The organism is Kaistia sp. 32K, assembly GCF_016629525.1.
Lineage (GTDB): Bacteria > Pseudomonadota > Alphaproteobacteria > Rhizobiales > Kaistiaceae > Kaistia.
In genome coordinates, this window is record NZ_AP024269.1 from 2,092,786 (window position 1) to 2,116,417 (window position 23,632).

The 23,632-nt window shown below is 65.0% G+C and carries 20 protein-coding genes; 6 read left to right on the forward strand and 14 right to left on the reverse strand.

Features of this window, described 5'->3' with window-relative positions:
• Positions 1 to 46: 46 nt before the first annotated feature.
• The gene (locus K32_RS09430) at positions 47 to 616 is read right to left on the reverse strand and encodes a molybdenum cofactor guanylyltransferase (protein ID WP_244669920.1); all 570 of its coding nucleotides are present in this window, start codon (positions 614 to 616) and stop codon (positions 47 to 49) included.
• Between the two features lie 41 nt (positions 617 to 657).
• Positions 658 to 1,896 carry a benzoate/H(+) symporter BenE family transporter gene (locus K32_RS09435; RefSeq protein WP_201403763.1) on the reverse strand — a complete coding sequence of 413 codons (1,239 nt, stop codon included), beginning with the start codon at positions 1,894 to 1,896 and terminating at the stop codon, positions 658 to 660.
• A gap of 104 nt (positions 1,897 to 2,000) precedes the next feature.
• Here K32_RS09435 and K32_RS09440 point away from each other — a divergent pair, with 104 nt between their 5' ends.
• Positions 2,001 to 2,696, forward strand: a complete 696-nt coding sequence (locus K32_RS09440) for a GntR family transcriptional regulator (RefSeq protein ID WP_201403764.1) — start codon at positions 2,001 to 2,003, stop codon at positions 2,694 to 2,696.
• Here the strand turns inward: K32_RS09440 and K32_RS09445 are convergent.
• On the reverse strand, positions 2,693 to 3,910 hold the full coding sequence (locus K32_RS09445; protein ID WP_201403765.1) for a polysaccharide pyruvyl transferase family protein: 1,218 nt from the start codon (positions 3,908 to 3,910) through the stop codon (positions 2,693 to 2,695). The genes K32_RS09440 and K32_RS09445 overlap by 4 nt on opposite strands.
• 97 nt (positions 3,911 to 4,007) lie before the next feature.
• On the opposite strand from K32_RS09445, the gene K32_RS09450 reads away from it, so the two are divergent.
• Both K32_RS09450 and rsgA read left to right on the forward strand, forming a co-directional pair.
• Positions 4,008 to 5,255, forward strand: coding sequence for a glycosyltransferase (locus K32_RS09450; RefSeq protein ID WP_201403766.1), 1,248 nt, complete (start codon positions 4,008 to 4,010; stop codon positions 5,253 to 5,255).
• A 261-nt stretch (positions 5,256 to 5,516) separates the two neighbouring features.
• The gene (rsgA, locus tag K32_RS09455) at positions 5,517 to 6,488 is read left to right on the forward strand and encodes a ribosome small subunit-dependent GTPase A (protein WP_201404437.1); all 972 of its coding nucleotides are present in this window, start codon (positions 5,517 to 5,519) and stop codon (positions 6,486 to 6,488) included.
• An 18-nt stretch (positions 6,489 to 6,506) separates the two neighbouring features.
• On the opposite strand, the gene K32_RS09460 is transcribed toward rsgA, so the two are convergent.
• A complete protein-coding gene (locus K32_RS09460) occupies positions 6,507 to 6,842 on the reverse strand; it encodes a YciI family protein (RefSeq protein ID WP_201403767.1) in 336 nt (111 codons plus the stop codon).
• A 52-nt stretch (positions 6,843 to 6,894) separates the two neighbouring features.
• On the opposite strand from K32_RS09460, the gene K32_RS09465 reads away from it, so the two are divergent.
• Entirely contained in the window at positions 6,895 to 7,068 is a 174-nt protein-coding gene (locus K32_RS09465) for a hypothetical protein (protein WP_201403768.1), read from the forward strand.
• Positions 7,069 to 7,081: 13 nt separating this feature from the next.
• Here the strand turns inward: K32_RS09465 and K32_RS09470 are convergent, their stop codons facing one another.
• The 3 genes from K32_RS09470 to K32_RS09480 form a co-directional block, all read right to left on the reverse strand.
• Positions 7,082 to 8,698 carry an AAA family ATPase gene (locus K32_RS09470; RefSeq protein WP_244669921.1) on the reverse strand — a complete coding sequence of 539 codons (1,617 nt, stop codon included), beginning with the start codon at positions 8,696 to 8,698 and terminating at the stop codon, positions 7,082 to 7,084.
• Between the two features lie 327 nt (positions 8,699 to 9,025).
• The gene (locus K32_RS09475) at positions 9,026 to 9,505 is read right to left on the reverse strand and encodes a VOC family protein (RefSeq protein WP_201403769.1); all 480 of its coding nucleotides are present in this window, start codon (positions 9,503 to 9,505) and stop codon (positions 9,026 to 9,028) included.
• Positions 9,506 to 9,705: 200 nt separating this feature from the next.
• Entirely contained in the window at positions 9,706 to 9,933 is a 228-nt protein-coding gene (locus K32_RS09480) for a GDCCVxC domain-containing (seleno)protein (RefSeq protein ID WP_201403770.1), read from the reverse strand.
• A gap of 314 nt (positions 9,934 to 10,247) precedes the next feature.
• On the opposite strand from K32_RS09480, the gene K32_RS09485 reads away from it, so the two are divergent.
• A complete protein-coding gene (locus K32_RS09485) occupies positions 10,248 to 12,701 on the forward strand; it encodes an arylsulfatase (RefSeq protein ID WP_201404439.1) in 2,454 nt (817 codons plus the stop codon).
• Positions 12,702 to 12,762: 61 nt separating this feature from the next.
• Here the strand turns inward: K32_RS09485 and yghX are convergent, their stop codons facing one another.
• Complete coding sequence (gene yghX / locus K32_RS09490; RefSeq protein ID WP_201403771.1) at positions 12,763 to 13,650, reverse strand: YghX family hydrolase; 888 nt, start codon at positions 13,648 to 13,650, stop codon at positions 12,763 to 12,765.
• Positions 13,651 to 13,949: 299 nt separating this feature from the next.
• Here yghX and K32_RS09495 point away from each other — a divergent pair, with 299 nt between their 5' ends.
• On the forward strand, positions 13,950 to 14,384 hold the full coding sequence (locus K32_RS09495; RefSeq protein WP_201403772.1) for a YbaN family protein: 435 nt from the start codon (positions 13,950 to 13,952) through the stop codon (positions 14,382 to 14,384).
• Positions 14,385 to 14,433: 49 nt separating this feature from the next.
• Here the strand turns inward: K32_RS09495 and K32_RS09500 are convergent, their stop codons facing one another.
• The 6 genes from K32_RS09500 to K32_RS09525 form a co-directional block, all read right to left on the reverse strand.
• Positions 14,434 to 16,257, reverse strand: a complete 1,824-nt coding sequence (locus tag K32_RS09500; protein WP_201403773.1) for an ABC transporter ATP-binding protein — start codon at positions 16,255 to 16,257, stop codon at positions 14,434 to 14,436.
• A 661-nt stretch (positions 16,258 to 16,918) separates the two neighbouring features.
• The gene (locus K32_RS09505) at positions 16,919 to 17,977 is read right to left on the reverse strand and encodes an alpha/beta fold hydrolase (RefSeq protein ID WP_201403774.1); all 1,059 of its coding nucleotides are present in this window, start codon (positions 17,975 to 17,977) and stop codon (positions 16,919 to 16,921) included.
• A 123-nt stretch (positions 17,978 to 18,100) separates the two neighbouring features.
• A complete protein-coding gene (locus K32_RS09510; RefSeq protein WP_201403775.1) occupies positions 18,101 to 19,135 on the reverse strand; it encodes a DUF1254 domain-containing protein in 1,035 nt (344 codons plus the stop codon).
• A gap of 343 nt (positions 19,136 to 19,478) precedes the next feature.
• Positions 19,479 to 20,525 carry a Gfo/Idh/MocA family protein gene (locus tag K32_RS09515; RefSeq protein ID WP_201403776.1) on the reverse strand — a complete coding sequence of 349 codons (1,047 nt, stop codon included), beginning with the start codon at positions 20,523 to 20,525 and terminating at the stop codon, positions 19,479 to 19,481.
• A gap of 188 nt (positions 20,526 to 20,713) precedes the next feature.
• A complete protein-coding gene (locus K32_RS09520; protein ID WP_201403777.1) occupies positions 20,714 to 21,502 on the reverse strand; it encodes a ThuA domain-containing protein in 789 nt (262 codons plus the stop codon).
• A 545-nt stretch (positions 21,503 to 22,047) separates the two neighbouring features.
• Complete coding sequence (locus tag K32_RS09525) at positions 22,048 to 23,502, reverse strand: DHA2 family efflux MFS transporter permease subunit (protein ID WP_201403778.1); 1,455 nt, start codon at positions 23,500 to 23,502, stop codon at positions 22,048 to 22,050.
• Positions 23,503 to 23,632: the final 130 nt, after the last annotated feature.

Below are 23,632 nucleotides of genomic sequence, written 5' to 3' on the forward strand. Positions count from 1 at the left end.
ATTTTTTGGAGGGACGCTGCAACTGCTCGTCGTTGCTGCAGCGCGCTCAGCCCAGCCGGGCAGGATCGAGCCATCCGGCGGCGGCCGCGAGCTCGTCGGGCGTGTTGGCGTTCAGAAACGGATCCGGACCGCGCTCGGGCTGCGGGAAATGGACGACGGTGAAGCCGCTGGCGGCGATGAACGCCCGCACGCCGTGGCTCTTTGCCGTCAGGCGCCATTCGGCGAGCGCGTCGGCTAGTGCGACGGGCCAAAGCCCGACAACGGGGTGGTCGCGATCGCCGGAAGCGGCAATGACGATTCGGGATTGGCCGTCGCGGCCGGCGTCGAGCTTCGCCACAAGATCGGTCGGAGCGAAGGGCGTGTCGACCGGGACGGTTGCAATGAAATCCGGGTTCCCGGGCAATGACTGGGCCCATCGCATCCCTGCCAGGATGCCGCCAAGGGGCCCCGTATCCGGCTCGTCATCGGCGAGGATGGGCAATCCGTAGCCGGCAAAGCGGGAGGGATCGCCGTTGGCATTGATCGCGAGGGGAGAGACCTGGGGAGCGAACCTTTCGATCACCCGCTCGATCAGGCGGATGCCGCCGAGCTCTACCAGCGCCTTGTCCCGTCCCATCCGGACCGAGTTGCCTCCTGCGAGGATCACGCCTGCGACTGTCATCGGCTCCGGTTTCTGTTGAGGAGCATGAAGGCTCCGCCTGCGATCAGGCCCCAGAATGCCGCACCGATGCCATAGAAGGAAAGCCCCGAGGCGGCCGTGACGAAGGTCACCATTGCCGCATCCCGGTGCGCCGGAATCGAGATGGCGCCCGCCAGCGCGCCGGCGAAGGCGCCGAGCAGCGCGAGGCCGGTCGCAGCCTGGATCAGCACCGGCGGCGCCACCGTCACAAGCGCCGCGGCGAGCGTCGCGCCGAGGCCGAGCAGCAGATAGAAGGCGCCGGCCGAGACCGAGGCGATCCAGCGTCGCGACGGTTCGGGATGGGCGTCAGGGCCGGCGCACATCGCCGCCGTCAGGGCGGCGAAATTGAGCGTGTGGCCGCCGAACGGCGCCACGAGCATGCTGGCGACGCCCGTCCCGAAGAAGACCGGGCCGACCGGCGGCTCGTAGCCATTGGCCTTCATCACCGCGATTCCGGGCAGGTTCTGCGAGGCCATCGTGACGATGAAGAGCGGGATCGCCAGCGAAACCAGCCCCTGCAGGGTGAATACCGGCCAGACGAAGGCGATGTCGGGGGTGATGTGGTCGATTGACCAGCCGCCCGTGGGCGCCGTCCAGACGATCAGCGCCACGGCCGTGGCGACCGCCGCCGGCACGGCCCAGATTTTCCGGATGCGGCCGACGAGCGCCCAGACCACCACGACGGGAATGGCCAGCGCCGGCTCGAGCCCGACGGCTCGCGCCGGCGCGAGACAGAGGCCGAGCAGGATGCCGGCCAGCATGGCGCTGGCGAGGACGGCGGGGATCGACGAGACGAGGCGGCCGAACGGCTTGATCAAGCCGGCGGCGACGATGAGCAGGCCAGCGAGGATGAAGGCGCCGACGGCGGCCGGGAATCCGCCCTCGATGATGCCGGTCGCGGCGAAGAGGACCGAACCGGGCGTCGACCAGGCGATGCTGACCGGGATCCGGTAGCGCCAGCTGAGGAATATCGAGAGCAGCCCCTGCGCGACGCAGATCGCCAGCAGGCCGGATGCCGCCTGCGCCTGCGTGGCGCCGACGGCGACAAGTCCCTGCAGGACCACCGTGAAGACGCCGGCGAAGCCGACGAAGGCAGCCATGATGCCGGCCACGATCGGCTGCGTCAGGCCTACGGACGGGCTGGTCCCGGTCGTCTCGGCAGGGGAGCGTTCAGGCGCGTTGAAAGGAGAGGCGGGCGCCTCGGCGCGGATATCCATCGGGATCGCCTTGATTGCATTCGAGGGAGGAATTGTTAAATTGGATCCAATCGACAGGCAAGGGCAGAACGCACCCTGCCGGCATCTGGGGAGAGCAGACGGGCATGACGGGAGCGTTGTTGGAGCTGGTCCAGTCCGCCGCGCCGCGCTATCGCACGGCGACGGAATATGTCGAGGCGACGTTGCGCGAGGCGATCCTGTCCGGGACGATCGCGCCCGGCACGCCGCTTCGTCAGGAGGAACTGGCCGCGACCTTCAAGGTCAGCCGCATGCCGATCCGCGAGGCGTTGCGCCAGCTGGAAGCCCAGGCGCTCGTCGATTTCGAGCCGCATCGCGGCGCGGTCGTCGTCCAGATCACGCTTCTGGACGCCATGGACAACTATGCCATCCGCGCGGCGCTGGAGCCGCAGGCCCTCCGGCTCTCGATCCCGCATCTGACCGAGGAGGATTTCGATCTCGCCGAGGACTTACTGGTGGAGATCGACCAGGAGACCGATCCGGGCCGCATGGGCGAATTGAACCGGCGTTTTCACATGACGCTCTATTCGCAGGCCGGGCTGCCGCGCCTGATCGCGCTGACGGAGCAACATCTCGCAACCGCCGATCGTTACCTGCGCTTCCACCTGGCGGCCGTCGGCGACATGGGTCAGGACGAGCATCGCGAGATGCTCGCCGCCTGCCGCGCCCGCGACGAGGCGAGGGCGATCGACACCCTGGCCCGCCATCACGGCCGTGCGAGCGATTCAATGGAGGCGTTCTTCAGGTCGCGGGGTGGCGGCAAGGCCGAGGGCAGACCCTAGGGCTGCCTCGCGGCGTCGCCCGCAGTCCATCCAAGCGCGTCCAGATTGCGGCGCGCCGCCTGCTGCACGGCGGGGAGGTGCGCCTGAACCTGGCTCGTCAATGCGCCAAGCGAGGCGCGGAACCGTCGGATCAGCGCCAGCAGGACTTCAGGCTCTCCCGCCGCCTCGGGCGTGACGAGCAGCCAGGACGGCAGGTCGAAATGATCGAACAGACCTTCGAACTTGTCCTGGTAGGTCAGAGCGACCGCCGGCCTGCCCATCCCGAGCGTCGCGATCGCCAGATGCATACGCCCGGTGACGGTGCCGTCGAGATGCGAGACGATCGCCTTGATTTCATCCGGGCCGACATCCTCCCCGACGAACAGCACGTTCTCGCGCAGGGTTTGATCGAGACCGGCGGCAAAGGCCCGTAGCGCGACCTTGTCGCTGTCCTCCCGATTGTCATGCGGGATGACGACGAAAGCGGTGCCGTCCTCGGCCGCGAGCTTCCTGAGCACGGTCTCGAACGAACGACCCAGTCGCGGGAAATCCTCCCGTTTCTTGAAGAGCTGGGGATGGAAGTTGATGCCGAGCACGTGCCGTCCCTGCTGGCGCTTCCCATCGGTCCATGCCCGGACCGCTTCCGACGCCTGCCCTGGCTTCTCCTTCAACAGGAACGCGCAATCGGCAACCAGCGTGCCTTTTCGGCCAGAGAACGCCTCGAAGCGCTGCAAGGACGATTGATCCCGCACCTGGATGACGACGTCCGGATGCAGTTTCGCCCATGCGGGCCGCAGGTCCTCTGCTGGCGCGCTGTTGAAGCTGAAGCCGAGAATGGCGGTCGGGATCCTCCTGGAAGCGGCGAGATCAGCGATCCGCAACATGCGCTTCGCCATTTCCGATCCATAGCCGCCATCCAGGACGTCGGCGCCGAGCACGAGCAGCGCTTTCGCGTGTTTCTTTCGAATCTGGCGGTCGACCTGAGGCCAGAACGCCTGTTCGCTGTCCCAGGCGACGCGAACCGTTCTCAGGCCGAGGCGGTGGGCGGCCTGATCGGCGGCATCGGTGGAAGTGAGGACGGTGACCTCCAGCCCGGCCTGGGTGCGGCACACTTCCGTCACGGCCGCGATCATTGCCGCGTCGCCGATCGATCCCGTAAGGTTCCAGGGATCGGACGGAATCAGGAAGAGCGTCGGAGGCCGGCTGGCGATCCAGTCCGACAGCCAGGCGCGCACTCTTCTGCGGGGCATTCGTAGGTCTCACCGTGCTGATCACAGGAATTCCAAACTAGAGAGTCAGAAGTTTGGAGTCGTTGCAAGAGGGATACCGGGATTGGCAAATCCTCTCGTCATCATGATCTGTGCACCGTGGCCGCGATCTGGCAGTTCCAGTATATTTCTCGCACAATCAAGAGCATATATTGATGCTGGATATGACGTTATAGTTGTATTTGTCCCTCACAATGCTGACCTGCGGACGGACCGTAACTCGGTTTGGGGCAGGATCCGGGATGACTTCTCGGAGATTCCCGGTCGCGACATCTATCTGAACCAATCCCATCGCCGGATCCGGCGCGGATCCTCGATGGCTTATTGGGACTGGATCCTGGCGGGACGAGACACGGTGATGGCCATCGAGTCGCGCTATGCGGGGCGGTCGCGGATCGATGCCGGCTTGCTCGCGCGCATCCGGGCCCGTGGCGTGGCGCTCGTGCATGTGAACCACGCCTTCAACATGGGAGCGGCGCAAAGGATCGCGAAAGCGGCGGAATCGGCGGGGTTTCCGCGACCGAAGATCCTTCTGGAGACGCACGATATCCAGGCCCACCGCTATGGGCACGGTCGTCTGCCCAACCCGATCACCCGACAGGTCGACGACCTCGACAGGCTCTATCGTGACGAGGCGAAGATCGGCGCCGAGGCCGATGCGCTAGTTCATATCAGCGAGGACGACGTCGAACATTTCCGCAAATTGCTGCCGGACCGGCGCCATTTCCTCAATAGGCCCACCTCCCGCAACCATCTCAAGGCGACCCGGCCGAATGGCGCGGCGACGATCGATTTCCTGTTCGTCGGCAATGCCCACGCTGGAAACATCAAAAGTATTCAATGGTTTACGAGCGAGGTCCTGCCGCGGCTGTCGGGGCAGGGGCTCCGGATCCGCATCGTCGGCAGCATTGCCACCTGGTTCCGCCAGCACCAGCCTTCCGTCTTCGAGGCCCACAGGGAGATCTGGCTGGAAGAGCAGCCGGATCTCGCCGAAATCTATGCATCCTCCCGCGCGGTCATCGTGCCGACGACCGCCGGCACCGGCGCTTCCATCAAGCTGGTCGAGGCGCTGGCGATGGGGAAACATGTCGTGGCGACGCCGATGGCCGTGTCGGCCTTCGCCCGCGTCCCCGGCATAGAGGGGGCCGTCCGGATCGCGGAAGGAGCGGACGAATTCGCTCGCGAGATGAAGGCGCTAGCCAGCCTTCCTGACGTTCCGAACGAGCGGGGTCTCGCGCTCTATGCCTCGCATTTCTCGAATGAATGCTACCAGCGGACGTTGGCCGGCATCTTGCGCGAAGTCCTGGGCTGAAGCCGAGCGAACCGCCAACGCCCCCGACGGAGGCGCTGCTTGCGCGAGGCGCCGAGGCCGCCCTATAGAGCGTGCGAGCCGGGCGGGCGGATGCGTTCTGCCCGCTTCGGTCATGTTTCCGCGACGGGTTTTCCGGTAACCTGCCGTTACCCGCCCGTTACCCAGGATGCCGCCCACGATGATGTTCCTGTCCGCGCCGCCGTGCCTTCGGCCCCGATCTTGATCGAAGCCCTCGATGTCGCCGCGTCGTCGCTCGCCGAAATGGGCTGGAGCGACTTCTTCGCCGAACAGGTCGAAGCCGACGAGGCGGACCTCGTGCCGATGCGGATCGCGACCGTGCACCGGGCGCGGATGGGCGCCATCGCCGCCGACGGTCCGGTCCGGCTGGTCCTTCCGGTCCACACCAACACGGGCGACTACGCGGTCGGCGATTGGGTGCTGGTCGAGCCGGGGACGGATCTGCTCCGCCGCCGGCTGGAGCGGCGGACGCTGCTGTCGCGCCGGGTCGAGGGCGGGACGCAGCCGCAGCTGACCGCCGCCAATGTCGACACGCTGTTCATCGTCACCTCCTGCAACGCCGATTTCAACGTCGCCCGGCTCGAGCGCTATCTGGCGCTCGCCAACCAGGCCGGCACCCATCCGGTGATCCTGCTCACCAAGGCCGACACGGTCGAGGACGCCGGGACCTACGCGGCCCAGGTGGCGACGCTGCAGCGCGGGCTCGAATGCGTCACGCTGGACGGACGCCGCGGCGAGGCAGCGGCGGCGCTCGCCCCTTGGTGTGGAGCCGGGCGGACGGTGGCGCTGATCGGCTCCTCCGGCGTCGGCAAGTCGACGCTGCTGAATACGCTGGCCGGCCCCGATCAGGACGCGCCGCAGCAGACCGGCGGCATCCGCGAGAGCGATGCCAAGGGCCGCCACACCACGACCTCGCGCTCGCTGCACCGGATTGCCGGCGGCGGCTGGGTGATCGATACGCCCGGCATGCGGACGCTGCATGTGAGCGACGCGGCCGAGGGCATCGACCAGCTCTTCGCCGAGATCACCGAACTGGCGCCGAACTGCCGCTTTCGCGATTGCACGCATGAGCACGAGCCGGGCTGCGCCGTGCAGGCGGCGGTCAAGGCGGGGCAGCTCGATCCCGACCGCCTCGACCGCTGGCGCAAGCTGCAGGACGAGAACCGCGCCAAGACGCCGGTGCTGAAGGGCCCCAAGGGCAACAAGCGCCGCTGACGGAGCGAGCGCGACGCGTCAGTGAAACGCGCGCACTTCGACGGGGGCCCGGCAGGCGATCGCGGCCTTGCGACCCCAGACAAGCGCCTCGTCCAGGTTCGCGGCCTCCAACACCCAGAAGCCGCCGACATGTTCCTTGACTTCCGTGTAGGGCCCGTCGGTAACGACGATCTCGCCATTGGCCCGAAGCGACTTCGCACTCGCCACCGGCTTCAGGCCGCCAACGAAGATCGTGGCGCCCGCCGCCTGCATCTCGGCGTTGAGCGCATCGATATCGCGGTCCATGGCCGCGTCTTCGGCGACGAACGGGTCGTAGTCGTCGGGATGGTGAATAGCGACCAGATACTGCGTCATGGTTCCTCCGGAGCGAACTTGCTGGGCCTCGGCTACTTGGCCTCTCCTTCCCATGACGAATGAGCGGATCGGAATTCAACAGACGCCCGGGAGAATATTCGATGCGCGTTCCTGGGCACTTAGCCAAACCTCGATCACGACGCTCGATCGCTGGCCCAAGCTCCAGGACGAGAACCGCGCCAAGACGCCGGTGCTGAAGGCGCCGAAGGGCATCAAGCGCCGCTGAGGGCCTCCCTGCCCTAGTGAGCCGTTATAGTGGGCAGAATCTTGCTCAGCGCGGACTTCAGCTTGTCCAACTTGGGGTCGCGCATTGTGCGGATAACCCAACTTTCGAACGCTACTTTAGAGTTACCCTTAAGGTGCTTCGCCGCCAGCGCGAGAAGGGCCTTGTTGTCGAAGTTGGCCAGCAGAGTCGGCAGGTCTCGCCTTTCGATGGCATCATCGATCCGGTCTCGTGCCTCTTTGGCAACTGTTGCGACGTCCAGAGCTGCGGTCCGTTCAGCATAAATTGCCGCAAGATCTCCGGGTGATTTCACATCCTTGAAGTCAATCTTCTTCAATGTGCGATCGATCCGTCTGCGGCAGTAGCGCAGCACAACTTCATCGATTGAGCCGGGCCTAGAAACCTCAATGAGTACTTCGTCCACAAGCGCTCCCAGTTTGGCCTCCAGTTCGGCGGATTGAAATTTCTCCTCTTCCAAGATGGCCGTAGCGACTTCCGGATGCAGGAGTAGGTTCTCTATCTCCGAGACGGGGAGTGTGCCGACCCCGAATTTGGCAAGTAGTTTCTTATCCTCGTCACTGTAATCATCCGCGTCAACAAGGCCTGCACAGGTTACGCGAGTGAGGCTCGTGTTCCGCCGCATCGTCGCTACAGCGTGGATGACATTCTCGCAGGCTCCTCGCGGCAGTATTGTCCATTCAGGATAGCAGGCTCGGTAGATTGCGAGATCGAGACTGGTGCCGGTGCCTTCCACGAACAGGATCGGCTTGCGGCTACCGAGGATCAGCGTCGCCACCTCCTCGCTGAAGCCGGTGCCTTCAGGCACCTGCTCAATCTCCCATTGGCCCGGCGCTTGATAGTTGCGGATGACAAACTTCTGGCTTGGCCGCGAGGCTGCAAACTCTAGGTCGTGTGTGATCACCAGAAAGGCGCAATCAGGTCGTGCTGCCTCTGCCTCGTCCCAAAGCCTACTCAGAATTGCGCGGTGGATATGAAGTTCCGGTTCATCGAAGATCAAGACTGAATTGGGTTCGGCAGCCAGCACTTGGCCAAGCATGTAAAAGACGGCTCGTTCCCCATCGCTCATGTCGGCCGCGCTGTAAGATGGCTGTCCAGCAGCCGCAATCTTGATGTCATCTCCCCTGATCTGAAGGGTGCGATGGGGCAGAATTCTGTCCCAGATGGCCGTCAGCTTCTGAAACCGCGTCGATACCGGTTTGTCGAGCGTGCCAGCGTGAGCGGCATTGTGGGTCTGTAACGCGATGTTTGATTGCTCTGCGAAAAGTACCTGCACAAGAAAATCGAAATCATTGAGAAGACTGGTCTCGGCCTTGCTGCCCCACCTGTTGTTTATTCGGAAATCTAGCTCTTGTCCGCTTCCAGCATTTTGGTAACCAAAGCGCAATCCAGTTAGCGCTCGTTGCTCGCTGATTTTAGCAACGTCCGGGTTCAAGCTGAGAGAGCGGTGAGCCGAGATGCGATGGGCTTTCTCGCCCCACTGGTTTTCAGCTTGTGTTGCTAGGCGAGTTTTACCGCTGCCGTTGGCTCCGACGAAGAATGTGGAAGAGCCCGGCATGAGCTCGATCTCAACGGGCTCTTGCGACAGATTCGGTACGTTGAAGGTGAAGGGCATCAGTGACCACCGTGGTTGGGTCCCTGATGTCTAAAGAGATTCTCGATGCACGCCTAGGTAAGTCATTCTGGCCGAGGTGCTGCGACAGTTGAGCAACGGCAGATTCCGCCGGGTAGCCTATCGAAATCGGAGGTGACCTCGCTTGCATCCAACGATCGGAAGCGAAAATCCCGTCGCTGGGGCTCGCATGGCGATACTGTTCATCGTGACGGCGGTTTTCGCAGCCAACCCTTGTACGGACCAATTCACAAGTTCGATCCTCTCCAAGCACGCCGTCACATTTGGCAAACGCCAGTCGGAGAGAATATCCTTAGGTCTCGCCAGAATTCACCCTCTGCGCGCCGCCTCGATTGCGGCGACGTCGATCTTGTTCATGTCCATCATGGCGGTGAAGGCGCGCTTGGCTTCCTCGCCGCCGGCGGCCATCGCCTCAGTCAGCACACGCGGGGTGATTTGCCAGGAGATGCCCCATTTGTCCTTGCACCAGCCGCAGGCGCTTTCCTGGCCGCCATTGCCGACGATGGCGTTCCAGTAGCGGTCGGTCTCCGCCTGGTCGTCGGTGGCGATCTGGAACGAGAAGGCCTCGCTCTGCTTGAAGGCGGGGCCGCCATTCAGGCCGATGCAGGGAATGCCGGCGACGGTGAACTCGACGACCAGGACGTCGCCCGCCTTGCCGGACGGGAAGTCGGTGGGGGCGCGCTGGATGGCGCCGACCGAGCTGTCGGGAAACGTCTCGGCATAGAAGCGGGCCGCCGCCTCGGCGTCCTTGTCGTACCAGACGCAGATCGTGTTTTTGGCAATCGCCATCGCGTGTCCTTTCGCTTTTTGAGCCGAACTGCGAAATGTCTTCCCGTCCGCGGGCAGGATGCTTCACGAATTCTAAGAATGCGGCTCGGCGAGCGCGGTTCCGCCGGCGACGCCGGATAGGTCGTGTCGGGGCGCCTTTGCCCCGTGGGTCGCGGGCGGTCCGCCCATTGTCGGCAGGCGGTCGAAACGTCGCTGGCGGCTCAGCGACCGCAGCAGGCCTCGCCGCCGCCCTGGCGCTCGAGCTGGATTGGCGGGCACGGCACAGAGCCGTAGGAGCAGAAGACGCAGCAATCTCCCGCTTTCGGGCGCAGCAGGGTGTGGCAGGCCTCGCATTCGTAGAAGAACTGGCAGGCGTCGGTCGGCATTTCCTCGACCTTGCCGTGACCGCAATGCGGGCATGTGATCGTGGAGCGAAGCTCAGGCTGCAAGAATTTCCCCGTCCGTTTGGTTTGTCGCGCGCATCTTCCCTAGCTGGCCAGGATTCTCCGGCCGAGCGGGAAGCATGTCGTCCAACATGCCATCCTGTTTCCGAATAGTCTGCCCCTCGGCCGATCCGAGTGTAACAAAATCGTGCTTTCCCTCGATTCTTCAAGAATTGAGGCGCATGCCGAGTTTGGGTATTGTGGCCGTCTTTATCGCGGTAACAAGCAACAAAGTGAATATAGTTCGTTCTCCATAGTTCTTATCATGATGAATAATCGGGCCTGTTTGCAGGAGATGCTCCATGCATTCCACGCGACACATGCTTTCCAGTCGATTTTTGTCCCTTCTCATGCTGTCTTCCGGTCTCTCCATCGTCACGGCCGATGCGCAGACGATCACCGGAACGCCGGGATCGCCGAGCGCGACGCAGACGATCGACGGCAACACGATACCGCCGCCGCCTCTGCCCTTCGGCGGGGTGATCAATCTCGACGCCACGAATTCGAAGCCGTTCTGGCCGCCGCGGGTGGTGCCGCCGGCCGGCGCGCCCAACATCCTGCTGATCATGACGGACGATGCCGGCTATGGCGTTTCCGGCACGTTTGGCGGCGTCATTCCGACGCCGGCGCTCGACCGCGTCGCCCAGGCGGGGCTGCGCTACACCCAGTTTCATTCGACCGCGCTCTGCTCGCCGACCCGGGCAGCCCTGATCACCGGCCGCAACCACCACTCGGCCGGCTTCGGCGTCATCACCGAGCAGTCGACCGGCTTCCCGGGCTATGATTCCGTCATCGGACCGGAGAACGCGACGATCGGCGAGATCCTGAAGGAGAACGGCTACAAGACCTCGTGGTTCGGCAAGGAACACAACACGCCGAGCTTCCAGTACAGCCTCTCCGGTCCGTTCGACCAATGGCCGGTCGGCATGGGGTTCGAGTATTTCTATGGCTTCATGGGCGGCGAGACCAACCAGTGGACGCCCTATCTGTTCCAGAACACGACCCAGGTTTTCCCGTGGATCGGCCATCCCGGCTACAATCTGACGACCGATCTCGCCGACAACGCGATCGACTATCTGAGGCAGACCAGCGCCTCGGCGCCGGACCAGCCGTTCTTCCTCTATTTCGTTCCCGGCGGCACGCACGCGCCGCACCAGCCGACGCCCGAATGGATCGCCAAGTTCAAGGGCAAGTTCGACATGGGCTGGAACGCCATGCGCGACGAAATCTTCGCCAACCAGAAACGGCTCGGCGTCATTCCGGAGAACACGGCGCTGACGCCCTGGCCGGACAGCCTGCCGAAATGGGATACGCTTTCCGCCGACGAGAAGAAGATGTTCGCCCGCCAGGCCGAGGTCTACGCCGCCTATGTCGCCTATACGGACCACGAGATCGGCCGGGTGATCCAGGAGGTCGAGGACCAGGGCAAGCTCGACAACACGCTGATCATCTATATCGAGGGCGACAACGGCACGAGCGCGGAGGGCTCGACGCTCGGCACGCCGTTCGACCTGGCGGCGATCCAGGGCATCGACGTTCCGGTCAAGGACCAGCTCAAGTTCTACGATGTCTGGGGCTCCGACCAGACGACGCCGCACATGTCGGTCGCCTGGTCCTGGGCCTTCGACACGCCCTTCAAATGGACCAAGCAGATCGCCTCGCATTTCGGCGGTACCCGGCAGGGCATGGCGATGGCCTGGCCCGCCCGCATCCGCGACGCCGGCGGCATCCGCACCCAGTTCCACCACATGATCGACATCGTGCCGACGATCCTGGAGGCGACGGGCGTGCGCGCGCCGGTCACCGTCAACGGCATCGGCCAGCGCCCGATCGAGGGCGTCAGCATGAGCTATAGCTGGGACAAGTCGAGCAAGGACGTGCCGTCGGCCCGCACCACCCAGTATTTCGAGATGTTCGGCGACCGCGCGATCTATCACGACGGCTGGATTGCCTCGACGCCGCCGCCGCAGCCGCCCTGGCTGCTCGGGCTCGCCAAGATGCCGGATGTCATCAGCGGCTATAACTGGGAGCTCTACAACATCACGGACGACTATTCGCAGAACAATGACGTCGCCGCGAGCAACCCTCAGAAGCTGCAGGAACTGAAGGACCTGTTCCTGGTCGAGGCATCGAAATACAACGTTTTCCCGCTCGACAACTCGATCGTGCAGCGGCTTCTGGCGCCGCGTCCGAGCGCCACGGCCGGGCGGAACAGCTTCTCCTATGTCGGACGCGTTTCCGGCATTCCGCCCAGCGCCGCGCCGGATCTCTTGACCAAGTCCTACACGATCACCGCCGAGGTCGAGATTCCGCCGGGCGGGGCGGAGGGCATGCTGGCGACGATGGGCGGCCGGTTCGGCGGCTATGGGCTGTATCTGGTCAAGGGCAAGCCGGTCTTCCTCTACAATCTGCTGGCGCTCCAGCGCTTCCGCTGGGCCGGCAACGACGCGCTGACGCCCGGCAAGCACACGGTCGTGTTCGATTTCACCTATGACGGGCCGGGCGCGGGCAAGGGCGGCACGGGCGTGCTCAAGGTCGACGACCAGGAGGTTGCCCGGCAGACGGTTCCGCACACCACGCCGTTCCTGATGACGATCGACGAGACCTTCGACGTCGGCGTCGACACCCGCAGCGGCGTCGAGGACAGCGACTACCAGCTGCCCTTCGCCTTCACCGGCAAGCTGGACAAGATCACCTTCAAGCTCGGTCCGACCCAGCTCGGCGCCGCCGAACAGGCGGCGGCGCGGACGAAGCTGGCGCGGGCGAGGGACTAGGCCCGGATCGATTGCTCTGAAGCCGTGAGGCCGCCGCCCAGACCGGGGCGGCGGCCTTCTTTCACGACAGGTATTTGTTGAACCAGTCGATCGTCCGTTTCCACGCGAGTTCGGCCGCCGCCTGGTCGTAGCGGGGCGTCGTGTCGTTGTGGAAGCCGTGGTTGACGCCCGGATAGATATAGGCCTCGTAGACCTTGTTGTTGGCCTTCAGCGCCGCCTCATAGGCGGGCCAGCCGGCGTCGATGTTCTTGTCGAGCTCGGCATAGTGGAGGAGCAGCGGCGCCTGGATCTTCGGCACGTCCGCCGCCTGCGGCTGGCGGCCGTAGAAGGGCACGGCGGCGGCGAGTTCCGGGAAGGCGACCGCGGCCGCGTTGGCGACGCCGCCGCCATAGCAGAAGCCGACAATGCCGACCTTGCCGGAGGTGGCGTCGCTCTTCATCAGGAATTCGACCGCGGCGAAGAAGTCGTTCATCAGCTTCTCGGGATCGACCTGCTTCTGCAGTTCGACGCCCTTCTCGTCATTGCCGGGATAGCCGCCCTTCGAGGTCAGCCCGTCCGGCGCGAGTGCGATGAAGCCGGCCTTGGCGACGCGGCGGGCGACGTCCTCGATATAGGGGTTTAGGCCCCGGTTCTCGTGCACGACGACGACGCCGGGCCGCTTGCCGGCGATCTTGGCCGGACGGACGTAATAGGCGCGGACCTCGCCATTGCCGTCGGGCGATGGGTAGGTGATGTATTCGGCGACGATGTCGGGATCGGTCTTGGAGACCTGGTCGGCGAGGGCGTAGTTGGGGCTCATCGAGGCGAGGATCCCGGCGGCGGTGACGCCGCCGACGGCGAATTTCGCGGCGCGGTCGAGGAATTCGCGCTTGGTGATGCGGCCATGCGCGTAGAAGTCGTAGAGCTCGAGCAGGTCGGGGTGGAAATCCTTAGCGGTCAGTCGGGTCATGACATGCCTCGTTGCATAAGGGGCTGGCGCCCCGTTGCAGGATGGGACGATTTAACAACGACCGGGCGCCGGAGGGCAGTCCTAATCGCCGAGTCCGACGCAAGATGGGCGGCGCAACAGGGCCGGCCTGCGGCGGGTTCGCGCAGCCGTATCGGAGGATCGTTCGAGGTTTTCCTTGGCGCTCGGCGCCGGCGGCTCTATTCCATCGGCTCGTCGTCGCCGCCTGCCGGCGGTGCGCAGAGGCCCTCCCGCCGAAAGAGGCGGGGAGGGGAACGAAACCAACTGCCGGAGGCGTCACCATGCCGGAACCGCGAGCCGGAGCGCGCTATCGCTCCGCTCTCCATCTTGGCCGGCGGGCAGGCTTCATCGCGCTCGGATTCGTCTTCCTCGCGCTCGGCATCATCGGCGCCTTCCTGCCGATCATGCCGACGACGATCTTCCTGATTCTGGCCGCCTGGGCGTTCGGCCGGTCTTCGCCCCGGCTCGAGGCGTGGATGCTCGATCATCCGCGCTTCGGCGGCACACTGCGCGCCTGGCGGGCGCATGGCGCGATCCCTCGCCGCGCCAAGTGGATGGCATGCGGCGGCATCGCGCTCGGCTATGTGGTCTTTTACGTCTCCGCTGCGCCGAGCTGGCTGCTGGCGGCGTTCGTCGCGCTCGTGATGCTCGCCTGCGCGCTCTGGATCGTCACGCGCCCGGAGGGCCCGGCGGCGCAGCCGGTCGTGTCGGAATAGCCTTGGCGCGAACCGGCGGCGATGTGCCCGCCGGCCCGCATTCTCGTCGTCAGGCGGCCGCGAGGCCTTTGGCGAGGTCCAGCGCCTGCCGCTCGAACAGCTTGCGGTAGATGCCGTTGTCGAGGCGCACGAGCTGCTCGTGCGTCCCCTCCTCGGCGATCCGGCCGCGATCGAAGACCAACAGCCGGTCGAGCGCCCGCACCGTCGACAGGCGGTGGGCGATGATGATCGCCGTGCGCCCTTCCATCAGCCGCTCCATCGCCTCCTGGATCAGCGCCTCCGATTCCGAATCGAGGCTGGACGTCGCCTCGTCGAGGATCAGGATCGGCGCGTCGGCCAGGAAGGCGCGGGCGAGCGCCACGCGCTGGCGTTCGCCGCCCGAGAGCTTGACGCCGCGCTCGCCGACCAGCGTCTGGTAGCCCTGCGGCAGCCGCTCGATGAAATCATGCGCGTTGGCGAGCTTCGCCGCCGCGATGATCTCGGCCAGCGACGCGCCCGGCCGGGCATAGGCGATGTTCTCCGCCAGCGAGCGGTGGAACAGGATCGGCTCCTGCTGCACGATCGCGATCTCGCCGCGCAGCGACGACTGCGTGACATGGGCGATGTCCTGCCCGTCGATCACGATGCGGCCGTCGGTGACGTCATAGAGACGCTGAATCAGCTTGACGAAGGTCGTCTTGCCCGAGCCGGAATGGCCGACAAGTCCGACCTTCTCGCCCGCTTGGATGGTGACGTCGAAGTCCTTGTAGAGCGGCGTTTCATGGCCGGCATAGTGGAAGGTGACGTCGTCGAAGCGGATCTCGCCGGCGCCGATGCGCATCGCCTTGGCGCCGGGCCTGTCCTCGATGCCGAGCGGCTGCGCATGCAGAGCGACGAGCTCCTCCATGTCGTTCACCGAGCGCTGCAGGTTGCGGATATGCACGCCGACGTCGCGCAGATAGCCCTGCAGGAGGAAGTAGGAGGTCAGCACGAAGGTGACGTCGCCGGCCGTCGCCTGGCCATGCCACCAGAGGATCAGCACAGTGCCGATGATCGCGCCGCGCAGCAGCACCAGCAGGACGCCCTGCGCCGTGCCGTTGTTGGTGCCGCGGATCCAGGTGCGGGACGTGCGCGAGCGCCATTTGGCGACGACGCGCGAAAGCCGCGCATCCTCGCGATCCTCGGCGCCGAACGCCTTGACGACGGCGTTGCACGACACGGCGTCGGCGAGCGCGCCGCCGAGCTTGGTGTCCCACTGGTTGGCGAGGCTCGCCGCCGGCGCGACATAGCCGAGCGACAGCGCCACCGTCATGCCGATGTAGAGGATCGAGCCGGTGGCGACGATCAGCCCCATCACCGGCCAGTAGGAGCCGAGCAGGATGGTCGTGCCGACCAGCATGGCCAGCGAAGGCAGCAGTGCCAGCAGCAGCGTGTCGTTCAGAAGGTCGAGCGCCCACATGCCGCGCGTGATCTTGCGCACGGTCGAGCCGGCGAAGGAATTGGCGTGCCAGTTGGTGGAGAAGCGCTGCACCCGGTGGAAGGCATCGGCCGCGATCGCCGTCATCATGTTGAGCGTCAGCCGGATGATGCCGAGGAAAGCCAGATGGCGCAGCGCCATCATGCCGACGCCGAGCGCCATCAGCGCGCCGAAGGCCGAGAGCGCGGCGGAAAGCGCCGCGTCGCGGTCGCCGCCGTCGGTGGCGATGGCGTCGACGAGCCGGCCGGCATAAAGCGGCAGCAGCACGTCGGCCATCGTCGCCGTCAGCATGGCGGCCGCGAGGCCGGCGATCAGCCAGGGCTGCTTGCGCCAATGCGCGAAGGTGAATCCGAGAACCTCGGCGAAGGCGCCGGTGCGCCATCGGATGCGGAAGCGGGGAAATCTGAATCGAGTCATGATGGCTATCCGGACGCGCCGAAGACGCCATCCGGTCCTGAAAAAAGAGATGAAGAGGCGGCGGACGACGTGCGGTCGATGCACGGAGATCCGCGGTTAGGTCTTGGAGTCTCGGGGCGGCGGGCTTCGGAGGATCCCGATTTCGAACCGGGGAGGAAGCCGCTGAACGTCCGAACTAGGCGCGGGATGATCCCGCGACGAGAACCACCGGGGCGACGATCAAATGCAGCGATGCCATGCAAATCCCCCCGCGTTCGGAGTTGAAGAGGGGTCGTTTATAACCGCGTTGCTTGCTGGTGCCAAGAGCGCGCGGGCTCAACGCGCGCATACCTCCGCCGGTTGTGGCGACGCGGCAACAGCGGGAGCGGGGATGGGGCAGGGCGCTGTCGTGCGGATACAGGATGGCTCAAGCCGGCTCGAACCGAGCTGCCCCTTCACCTCTCCCATGGGGAAACCTTCACAGAGCGCCGAAACGTCGCCATGCAGCCCGCGGCCTAGCCGTAGAGCTCCGTCGCCCCGGCGAAGGCCGGGGCCCATAAACACCGGCCAGGAACATTCGGGTCAAGAATGCCCAGTTCTTCCTGCCATGGGCCGGTGTGCATGGATCCCGGCCTTCGCCGGGATGACGGCGGAGCTAGGATAGCCGGCTCCGTGGCCAAATCTATGGGCTGCCCTTCAGGGCGCGATCGAAGGCGGCGGTGGTCATGTCAATCAATTGCCGGTGGATCTCGGCGCGGGATCGGCCGTCGCCATCGGCGCAAAGCGGTTCGTCGATTTGTTCGGATGCGAGGATCTTCGCGGCGTCCGGCTTGCATTCGCCGAACATGCTGAAATGGCTCGCATCCTCGATCAGCCGGTAGTCGGCATGCGGAATCGCCCTGGCGATGCCGGAGGCCTGCGCCGTCGCGGGAATATTTTCCGGGCGACCGAGATTGACGATCTCCATCGGGATCGAAATGTCGGCAAAGCTTTCGAACGCGAAGACATCTGCAGGGGCGGGGTCGATCGCCATGGCGAAGCGGATGCGCTCGTCCCGGTTGTCGCGACCGGCGGGCTTGAGATCCATGGCGTGGAGATCCACGCCGGATTGCCGAATCCAGCCGCACAGCGACGCGTTGAGCCGATCCGTGTCGCAATAGCTGGCGAGGAGCTTTTCATCGAGGCGCGCCCCGGCGATGGCGAACGCCGTCGTGCCGCCCATGGAGAGGCCGAGCATGCCGACGTCGCCAGGAATGAGGTGCTCCCGAAAGGCGGTGGCGCCCTCCAGGGCATTCAGCGTTTCGCTGAGATCGGAAGGGCGCAGCCAGAGCTTCATGGTTTCACGAGCGGACCGGTTGGGCCCCGAATTGCCCGGGTGGGCGGGGGCCGCGACGATGAAGCCGTGTTTGGCCAAGGGCGCTGCAAGCCAGCTCAGGGCCTGCGGATTACCGGCGAGGCCGGCACCATGCGAGAGCAGGATGAGCGGGTATTTTCCGGCCGTGATCGGCGCATCCCGCATGGCGGAGGCGCCCGCGAACAACGGGCTGTCACCGAGCGTGACGGACTCGCCGCCCGGCTGCGCCGGATACCAGACCGTTACGTCAAGGTTTGTGCCGCGCTGTTCGGATGGCGCCGTGATCTGACGAACGCCGACGCCCTCTTCTGCACGCGCGGGCTGCATCGTCGCGATCGCAAGGACGACCGTCCCAAGCAGTGTCGCCAACTTCGTTGAAACGCTCATCCTGAAGCCCTGGTGACGACGACCCGCTCATATCCCTGCGCAAAGGAGAGCATCTTTGGATGCTCCCCTCGGCTCGTTCTCGACGGGGAGAGCTCTCCCCGTCGAAAGCTAGGGCTCCGAGGCTCAGTCGAGGGGATTTGCAGCCGGGAAGGTCCATTCGCCGCTGAGGATGGGCTGCTCCGGACGGTAGAGCCGCGCGGTATAGTTCCAGCCCTCAACGATCGGCAGGCAGTTCGCAATCTTGCCGTCGCAGCCGCCGAACTGGATCGTCACCGAACCATCCGCATTCTTCGCCGCGGTGATGCCGTTGATCGAATAGGCGTTGTGGTCGTTCTTCTCGAAGAAGCCCTTTTCGTTATAGACGCTGACCGACCAGAAGGCCTGCACCGGCACGTCCTTCGGCACGTTGATGGTGTAGACCGTCTTGCCGTCGTTCTTCGCGGGCGTGAAGCTCTGGTAGTTCGCTTCGCTGTCGGGAAGGCCGCCCCAGCCCGCGGCCGTGCCGATCAGGTGCTGGACGGGATCGACCTGATCCCGCGTTCCGAAGGCGCCGTGAAACGACGGCTGGTACTTTGCCAGCGTGAGCAGCCCGTTGCGGATTTCGGTGAGGCTGTCCTGATCCCAGTCCGGCAGCTCGAGCTTTCCGGCGTCCTTCTGGCTGACCGTGATCGCATCCTGAAGCTTGTGGACCGCCTCGATATCCTTCGGGTCGTTGGGGTCGACCAGGGTTCGGACCGCCACGAAGGCATATCGGGTACCGAACGATTCCTGCGCCAGCGTGACCGTCTCCTTGCCGTGAGCGACGATCGGGACGTAGTGGTCCTCGTCGACGATCATCATCGACATGTAGCGGTCGCCCGAGTCCGGCAGGGTCAGCGTCACCGGGCCGCCGGCGAGATCAAACACCCCGAACGAATAGAGCGTGTCGCGGTTCATGCGAATGACGGTCTGGTTGTCGATCGAAGCCGGCTCGCGGGAATGCTGGAACTTGCCCAGCCCGCCGACGACCTTCGCATTCATCGCGAGGTAATTGTCGGTCTCCGCGCGGACGAAATTGTCCGTGGTGACCAGAGATTTGCCGCTTTGCGCCTGCGCGGAGGCTCCGCTCGCCAGTGCAACGGAAGCCAATACGAGACCGATTCCAACCGAGCGAAACATGAACTACCTCTTCATTGGAGATTGTGCTGCGGAGCCGTGCCGGACCCTTCCACAAGGCTCGGTTGAGCGCAACTCCAATGCCGTGCCGAGCCGGTCCTTCACGAGGGTTAGGCCCCTAAGATGACTGGCATAAAACAGCCCGGCGCGGCTCACGCGCTCCGAGAGGAAGTCATTGGGATCGGGTTCGCGGGCGCATCCCGGAGGAACGGCGAATCTTCGGCCTATGAAAATCAGGTGCCAGTACAGAAGCCGTCTGTAAACGCATCGCCCAAACGCAATCGGCCCGGACGTGCCGGGCCGATGCTACTTTTCGAAAAGGGGCGTCGGGCGATCAGCCGATCTATCAGCCGATCTTCTTGCCGCGCGCGACGTCCTGGTCGAAGCAGAGATCGAGGATGCGCTGGATCTCGGCGGCGCGGCGGAAGCTCGGATCGCCGTTGACGCCCGTCTGGACCGCCTTGGCGAAGCGCTCATAGGTCGTGACGACCGGCGGGCACTCGACCGGCTTCCAGGTCTGGGTGTCGATATCGGCGCCGGTGCAGATCCGGAGCGACGAGGCCTTGCCGTCGGTCTTCACCTCGAGCGCGCCCTCGGTGCCGAACAGCAGCAGCGTCAGGTCGTTGGCGTGGCCGGTGGCGAAGCGGGTCGCCGTGATGGTGCCGAGCGCGCCATTGGCGAACTCCGCCATCATGATCACCGAATCATTGGCGTCGAGCTTGTATTCGCCGATCTGGTCGCCTTCGGCCTTGTGGAAGGTCTTCAGGCGGCTCTCGACCGTGCTGATGTCGCTATCGGCGCCGAACGAGGCGAAGTCGACGATATGGACGCCGACGTCGCCGAGCACGCCCTTCGAGCCGTGCTCTTCCGACAGGCGCCAGAGCCAGCGCGATTCCGTGCGCCAGTCGCCCCACTGCTTGCCGACCAGCCAGCTCTGCAGATAGGAGGCCTCGACGTGGCGGATTTTGCCGATCTTGCCCGCCGCTACCAGCTCGCGCGCCTTCTGCAGCGCGGGCGAGTTGCGGTAGGTCAGGTTGACCATGTTGATGACGCCCTTGGCCTCGGCGGCCTCGGCCATTTCGATGGCGTGCGCATAGTCGGTCGCCAGCGGCTTCTCGCAGAAGACATGCTTGCCGGCGGCGAGCAGCTTCATCGTCGTGTCGTAGTGCACGGCGTCGGGCGTGACGTTGGCGGCAGCGTCGAACTGGCCCCAGGCGATCGCCTCCTCGAGGCTGCCGAACAGGTTGGCGATGCCGTGCTCCTTGCCGAAGGCGGCGCGGCGGGCCGGGTCGATTTCGACGGCGGCGACGAGGGTGACGCCGGGAACGGCCTTGAAGGCGGTCGCATGGCTATTGGCCATGTTGCCGGTCCCGAGGATGAGAAGCTTGACCATGTTGAAGCTCTTGGCTGGATGGAGGGGCGGCTGGCGGGAGCGGATCCCGGAAGAGAGAAGAGGCGGGGGGAGAGGAAGCGGGGCTCCGCGGGCCCGCCCGCGAAACCTCGACTTGAAACGCCGAACCCTCGAAGGCCGGGGCCTCGAGGGTTCGGGACGCCCAGGACTGGGCGTCGATCGTCAGGCGACTAGCGGAAGCCTTCCTCGCCGCGCTTGTGCAGGGTCTCGCCCTTGATGGTGAGCGGACCGTTCGGCGCCTTGTCGGCGGGGGTGTTCGGGGCCTTCTCGATGCCGGCCCAGGCGGGGGCGGGGTTGTAGGCCCACTTGGCGGCGTTCTTCAGGACCTGCTTGACGTCCGTGTTGTAGTAGATCGGATACGTCTCGTGGCCGGGCGAGAAATAGAAGATCTTGCCGCCGCCGCGCTGCCAGGTCAGGCCCGAGCGGAACACTTCGCCGCCTTCGTACCAGGTGACGAAGACCGTCTCCTGCGGCTCCGGAACCGTGAAGGGCTCGCCATACATCTCGGTCTGCTCGATCTCGAAATAGTCCGAGAGACCCTGGGCGATCTGGTGGTTGCGGTTGATCACCCAGACGCGTTCGAGCTCGCCGGCCTCGCGCCACTTCAGCGAGCAGGGGGTGCCCATCAGGCGCTTGAAGATCTTCGAGAAGTGGCCGGAGTGCAGGACGATCAGGCCCATGCCTTCCCAGACGCGCTTGGCGACCCGCTCGACCACGGCGTCGGAGACCTCGCCATGCGCCTTGTGGCCCCACCAGAACAGCACGTCGGTCTCGGCCAGGCGCTCTTCGGTCAGGCCGTGCTCGGCCTCCTGCAGCGTCGCAGTGGTTACCTTCAGGACGGGATCTTCCGAGAGACCTTTGGCGATCGTGGTGTGCATGCCTTCCGGATAGATCTTCCGGACAACTTCATTCTCCTGCTCGTGGACGTTTTCGCCCCAGACAACAACGCGGATCGTCATGACCATGGTCTCCCTAGACGTTACCTGACCGCAAAATCCTGTCCCGCGCGGCACGGGTGTGAGGTGTGTTGATTGCCGAACGAATGCGACACGTCGGTGACCGGCATTCGTCCAAAGCGCTTTGGATCGTAGACCGGCACACTCTATCGTGCATCTCCGTTCGTGCAATATCCCCTGTTTGACGAGACTGTCGCAGGTCGCGCCGCAGGGCGGTGGGACGGAGGCGCGAGCCCGATCTTCGATGCGCGTCGTCCTTCACTTCTCCCTGAGGAGATCTTTGCAGAACACCGCAGGTCGCCATCGGTCCTAGGCCGAAGGGCAAGGCACCGTCGCCCCGGCGGAGGCCGGGGCCCATGAACACCGGCCATGAAAGCTTGGTCCAGTGTATCGGTCACAGGCCGGTGTTTCTGGATCCCGGCCTTCGCCGGGATGACGGCGGAGCGTGGCAAGATTTGATCAGCGCTAGTTGCGCGACCTCTCCCTTGGGGAGAGGTGAAAGGAAAGCGCCCCTGCATTGCGAGCACTTAGGCAAACGATGACGGACCCTAGTGGTCGGCCTTCGGCAGGTCCTGCCGGCCGGCGAGATCGTCGCCGGCGTTCAGCGGCAGGCGGGCGCAGACGAAGGCCGCGAGCAGCGAGATGCTCGTCACCGTCAGGAAGGCGGCCGAGAAGTCCGGCATGGTCGGCGCGCCGTTGCCGGAGAGGGCGACGGAGACATGCAGGACCGTCGCCGACACGCAGATGCCCAGCGACAGCATCATCTGCTGGATCGTCGTGTAGAAGCTGGTGGCGGCGCTCATTTCCTCGCGCTCGACCTCGGCATAGGCGATCGTGTTGTAGGCGGTGAACTGCAGCGACTGCGAGAAGCCGCCGATCAAAAGCACCGCATAGATGGCGAGCAGCGGCCAGTCGGGCCGGAACATCGCGTAGCTCGCCAGGAAGCAGCTCGCGACGACGCTGTTCCAGATCAGCGTGTTGCGGAAGCCGAAGCGGCGCAGGATCGGCGTCGCCGAGGCCTTCATCGCCATGGCGCCGGCGGCGGAGATGAAGGTCACGAGGCCGCTGTGCACGGCCGACATGCCGAAGCCGAGCTGCATCATCATCGGCAGCAGGAAGGGCATCGCGCCGGCCGAGATTCGCGCCAGGCTTCCGGCGACGACCGAGAGGCTGAAGGTCTTGTGCCGCATCAGCCGGAGATCGAGGATCGGGGCGACGTGGCGGCGGGCATGCCGGAGGTAGAGCGCGCCGGAAACGATGCCGACGGCGATGAGGATCAACGTGGTGCCGAGCGGCGCCTCGCCGCGCCCGCCGGTCTCGAAGGCGAACAGCAGCGAGCCGAGCGAGACGCCGGAGAGAAGCAGGCCCAGCCCGTCGAACGGACGGCGAATATCCTCGCGGACATTGTCGATGTAGCGGCTCGCCAGCAGGATGCCGATCAGGCCGAGCGGCAGGTTCACGTAGAAGATCCAGCGCCAGTCGAGATAGGTGACGATGAAGCCGCCCACCATCGGGCCGATCACCGGGCCGATCAGGGCAGGGACCATCACCCAGGCCATGGCCGAGACGAAATCGGAGCGCGGCACGGTCTTCAGGATGACCAGTCGGCCGACCGGCACCATCATGGCGCCGCCGAGCCCCTGCAGCATGCGCGCGAGCACGAGGAAGGGCAGGTTGTGCGCCTGCGCGCACATCAGCGAGCCCGCCATGAAGATGGCGATCGCCGCGCAGAACACGTTGCGCGCGCCGAAGCGGTCGGCGATCCAGCCGCTCGCCGGGATGAAGATCGCCAGGCTGAGCAGGTAGCCCGTCAGGGCGACGCTCATGTCGAGCGGCGAGACGCCGAAACTTCGCGCCATGGTCGGCAGCGCGGTCGACAGCACCGTCGAATCGAGCTGTTCCATGAACAGGGCGCTTGCGACGATGAGGGCGGTGATGCGGTAGGCGCGTGGGGTGGGGGCGGCGGAGGCAATGCCTGCACCGAGGACGGTATCACTTGGCATAACGTACATTTCGTAAGGGGTACGTCCTATTTGGGCGATGTCGCCCGTCGATGCAATTCACAATCTCGTGGCATAACTTTTTGCCTCGGCTTGACTTGATCGGTCGCGGCACTCTATATCCCGGCCACCT

What these genes read in the sequence shown, in the direction of transcription:
- K32_RS09430 (WP_244669920.1), bottom strand. Translation starts at nt 616, where the DNA reads ATGGGACGGGACAAGGCGCTGGTAGAGCTCGGCGGCATCCGCCTGATC.
- K32_RS09435 (WP_201403763.1), bottom strand. Translation starts at nt 1,896, where the DNA reads ATGGATATCCGCGCCGAGGCGCCCGCCTCTCCTTTCAACGCGCCTGAA.
- K32_RS09440 (WP_201403764.1), top strand. Translation starts at nt 2,001, where the DNA reads ATGACGGGAGCGTTGTTGGAGCTGGTCCAGTCCGCCGCGCCGCGCTAT.
- rsgA (WP_201404437.1), top strand. Translation starts at nt 5,517, where the DNA reads ATGGGCTGGAGCGACTTCTTCGCCGAACAGGTCGAAGCCGACGAGGCG.
- K32_RS09460 (WP_201403767.1), bottom strand. Translation starts at nt 6,842, where the DNA reads ATGACGCAGTATCTGGTCGCTATTCACCATCCCGACGACTACGACCCG.
- K32_RS09465 (WP_201403768.1), top strand. Translation starts at nt 6,895, where the DNA reads ATGACGAATGAGCGGATCGGAATTCAACAGACGCCCGGGAGAATATTC.
- K32_RS09470 (WP_244669921.1), bottom strand. Translation starts at nt 8,698, where the DNA reads ATGCCCTTCACCTTCAACGTACCGAATCTGTCGCAAGAGCCCGTTGAG.
- K32_RS09475 (WP_201403769.1), bottom strand. Translation starts at nt 9,505, where the DNA reads ATGGCGATTGCCAAAAACACGATCTGCGTCTGGTACGACAAGGACGCC.
- K32_RS09485 (WP_201404439.1), top strand. Translation starts at nt 10,248, where the DNA reads ATGCTTTCCAGTCGATTTTTGTCCCTTCTCATGCTGTCTTCCGGTCTC.
- yghX (WP_201403771.1), bottom strand. Translation starts at nt 13,650, where the DNA reads ATGACCCGACTGACCGCTAAGGATTTCCACCCCGACCTGCTCGAGCTC.
- K32_RS09495 (WP_201403772.1), top strand. Translation starts at nt 13,950, where the DNA reads ATGCCGGAACCGCGAGCCGGAGCGCGCTATCGCTCCGCTCTCCATCTT.
- K32_RS09500 (WP_201403773.1), bottom strand. Translation starts at nt 16,257, where the DNA reads ATGACTCGATTCAGATTTCCCCGCTTCCGCATCCGATGGCGCACCGGC.
- K32_RS09505 (WP_201403774.1), bottom strand. Translation starts at nt 17,977, where the DNA reads ATGAGCGTTTCAACGAAGTTGGCGACACTGCTTGGGACGGTCGTCCTT.
- K32_RS09510 (WP_201403775.1), bottom strand. Translation starts at nt 19,135, where the DNA reads ATGTTTCGCTCGGTTGGAATCGGTCTCGTATTGGCTTCCGTTGCACTG.
- K32_RS09515 (WP_201403776.1), bottom strand. Translation starts at nt 20,525, where the DNA reads ATGGTCAAGCTTCTCATCCTCGGGACCGGCAACATGGCCAATAGCCAT.
- K32_RS09520 (WP_201403777.1), bottom strand. Translation starts at nt 21,502, where the DNA reads ATGACGATCCGCGTTGTTGTCTGGGGCGAAAACGTCCACGAGCAGGAG.
- K32_RS09525 (WP_201403778.1), bottom strand. Translation starts at nt 23,502, where the DNA reads ATGCCAAGTGATACCGTCCTCGGTGCAGGCATTGCCTCCGCCGCCCCC.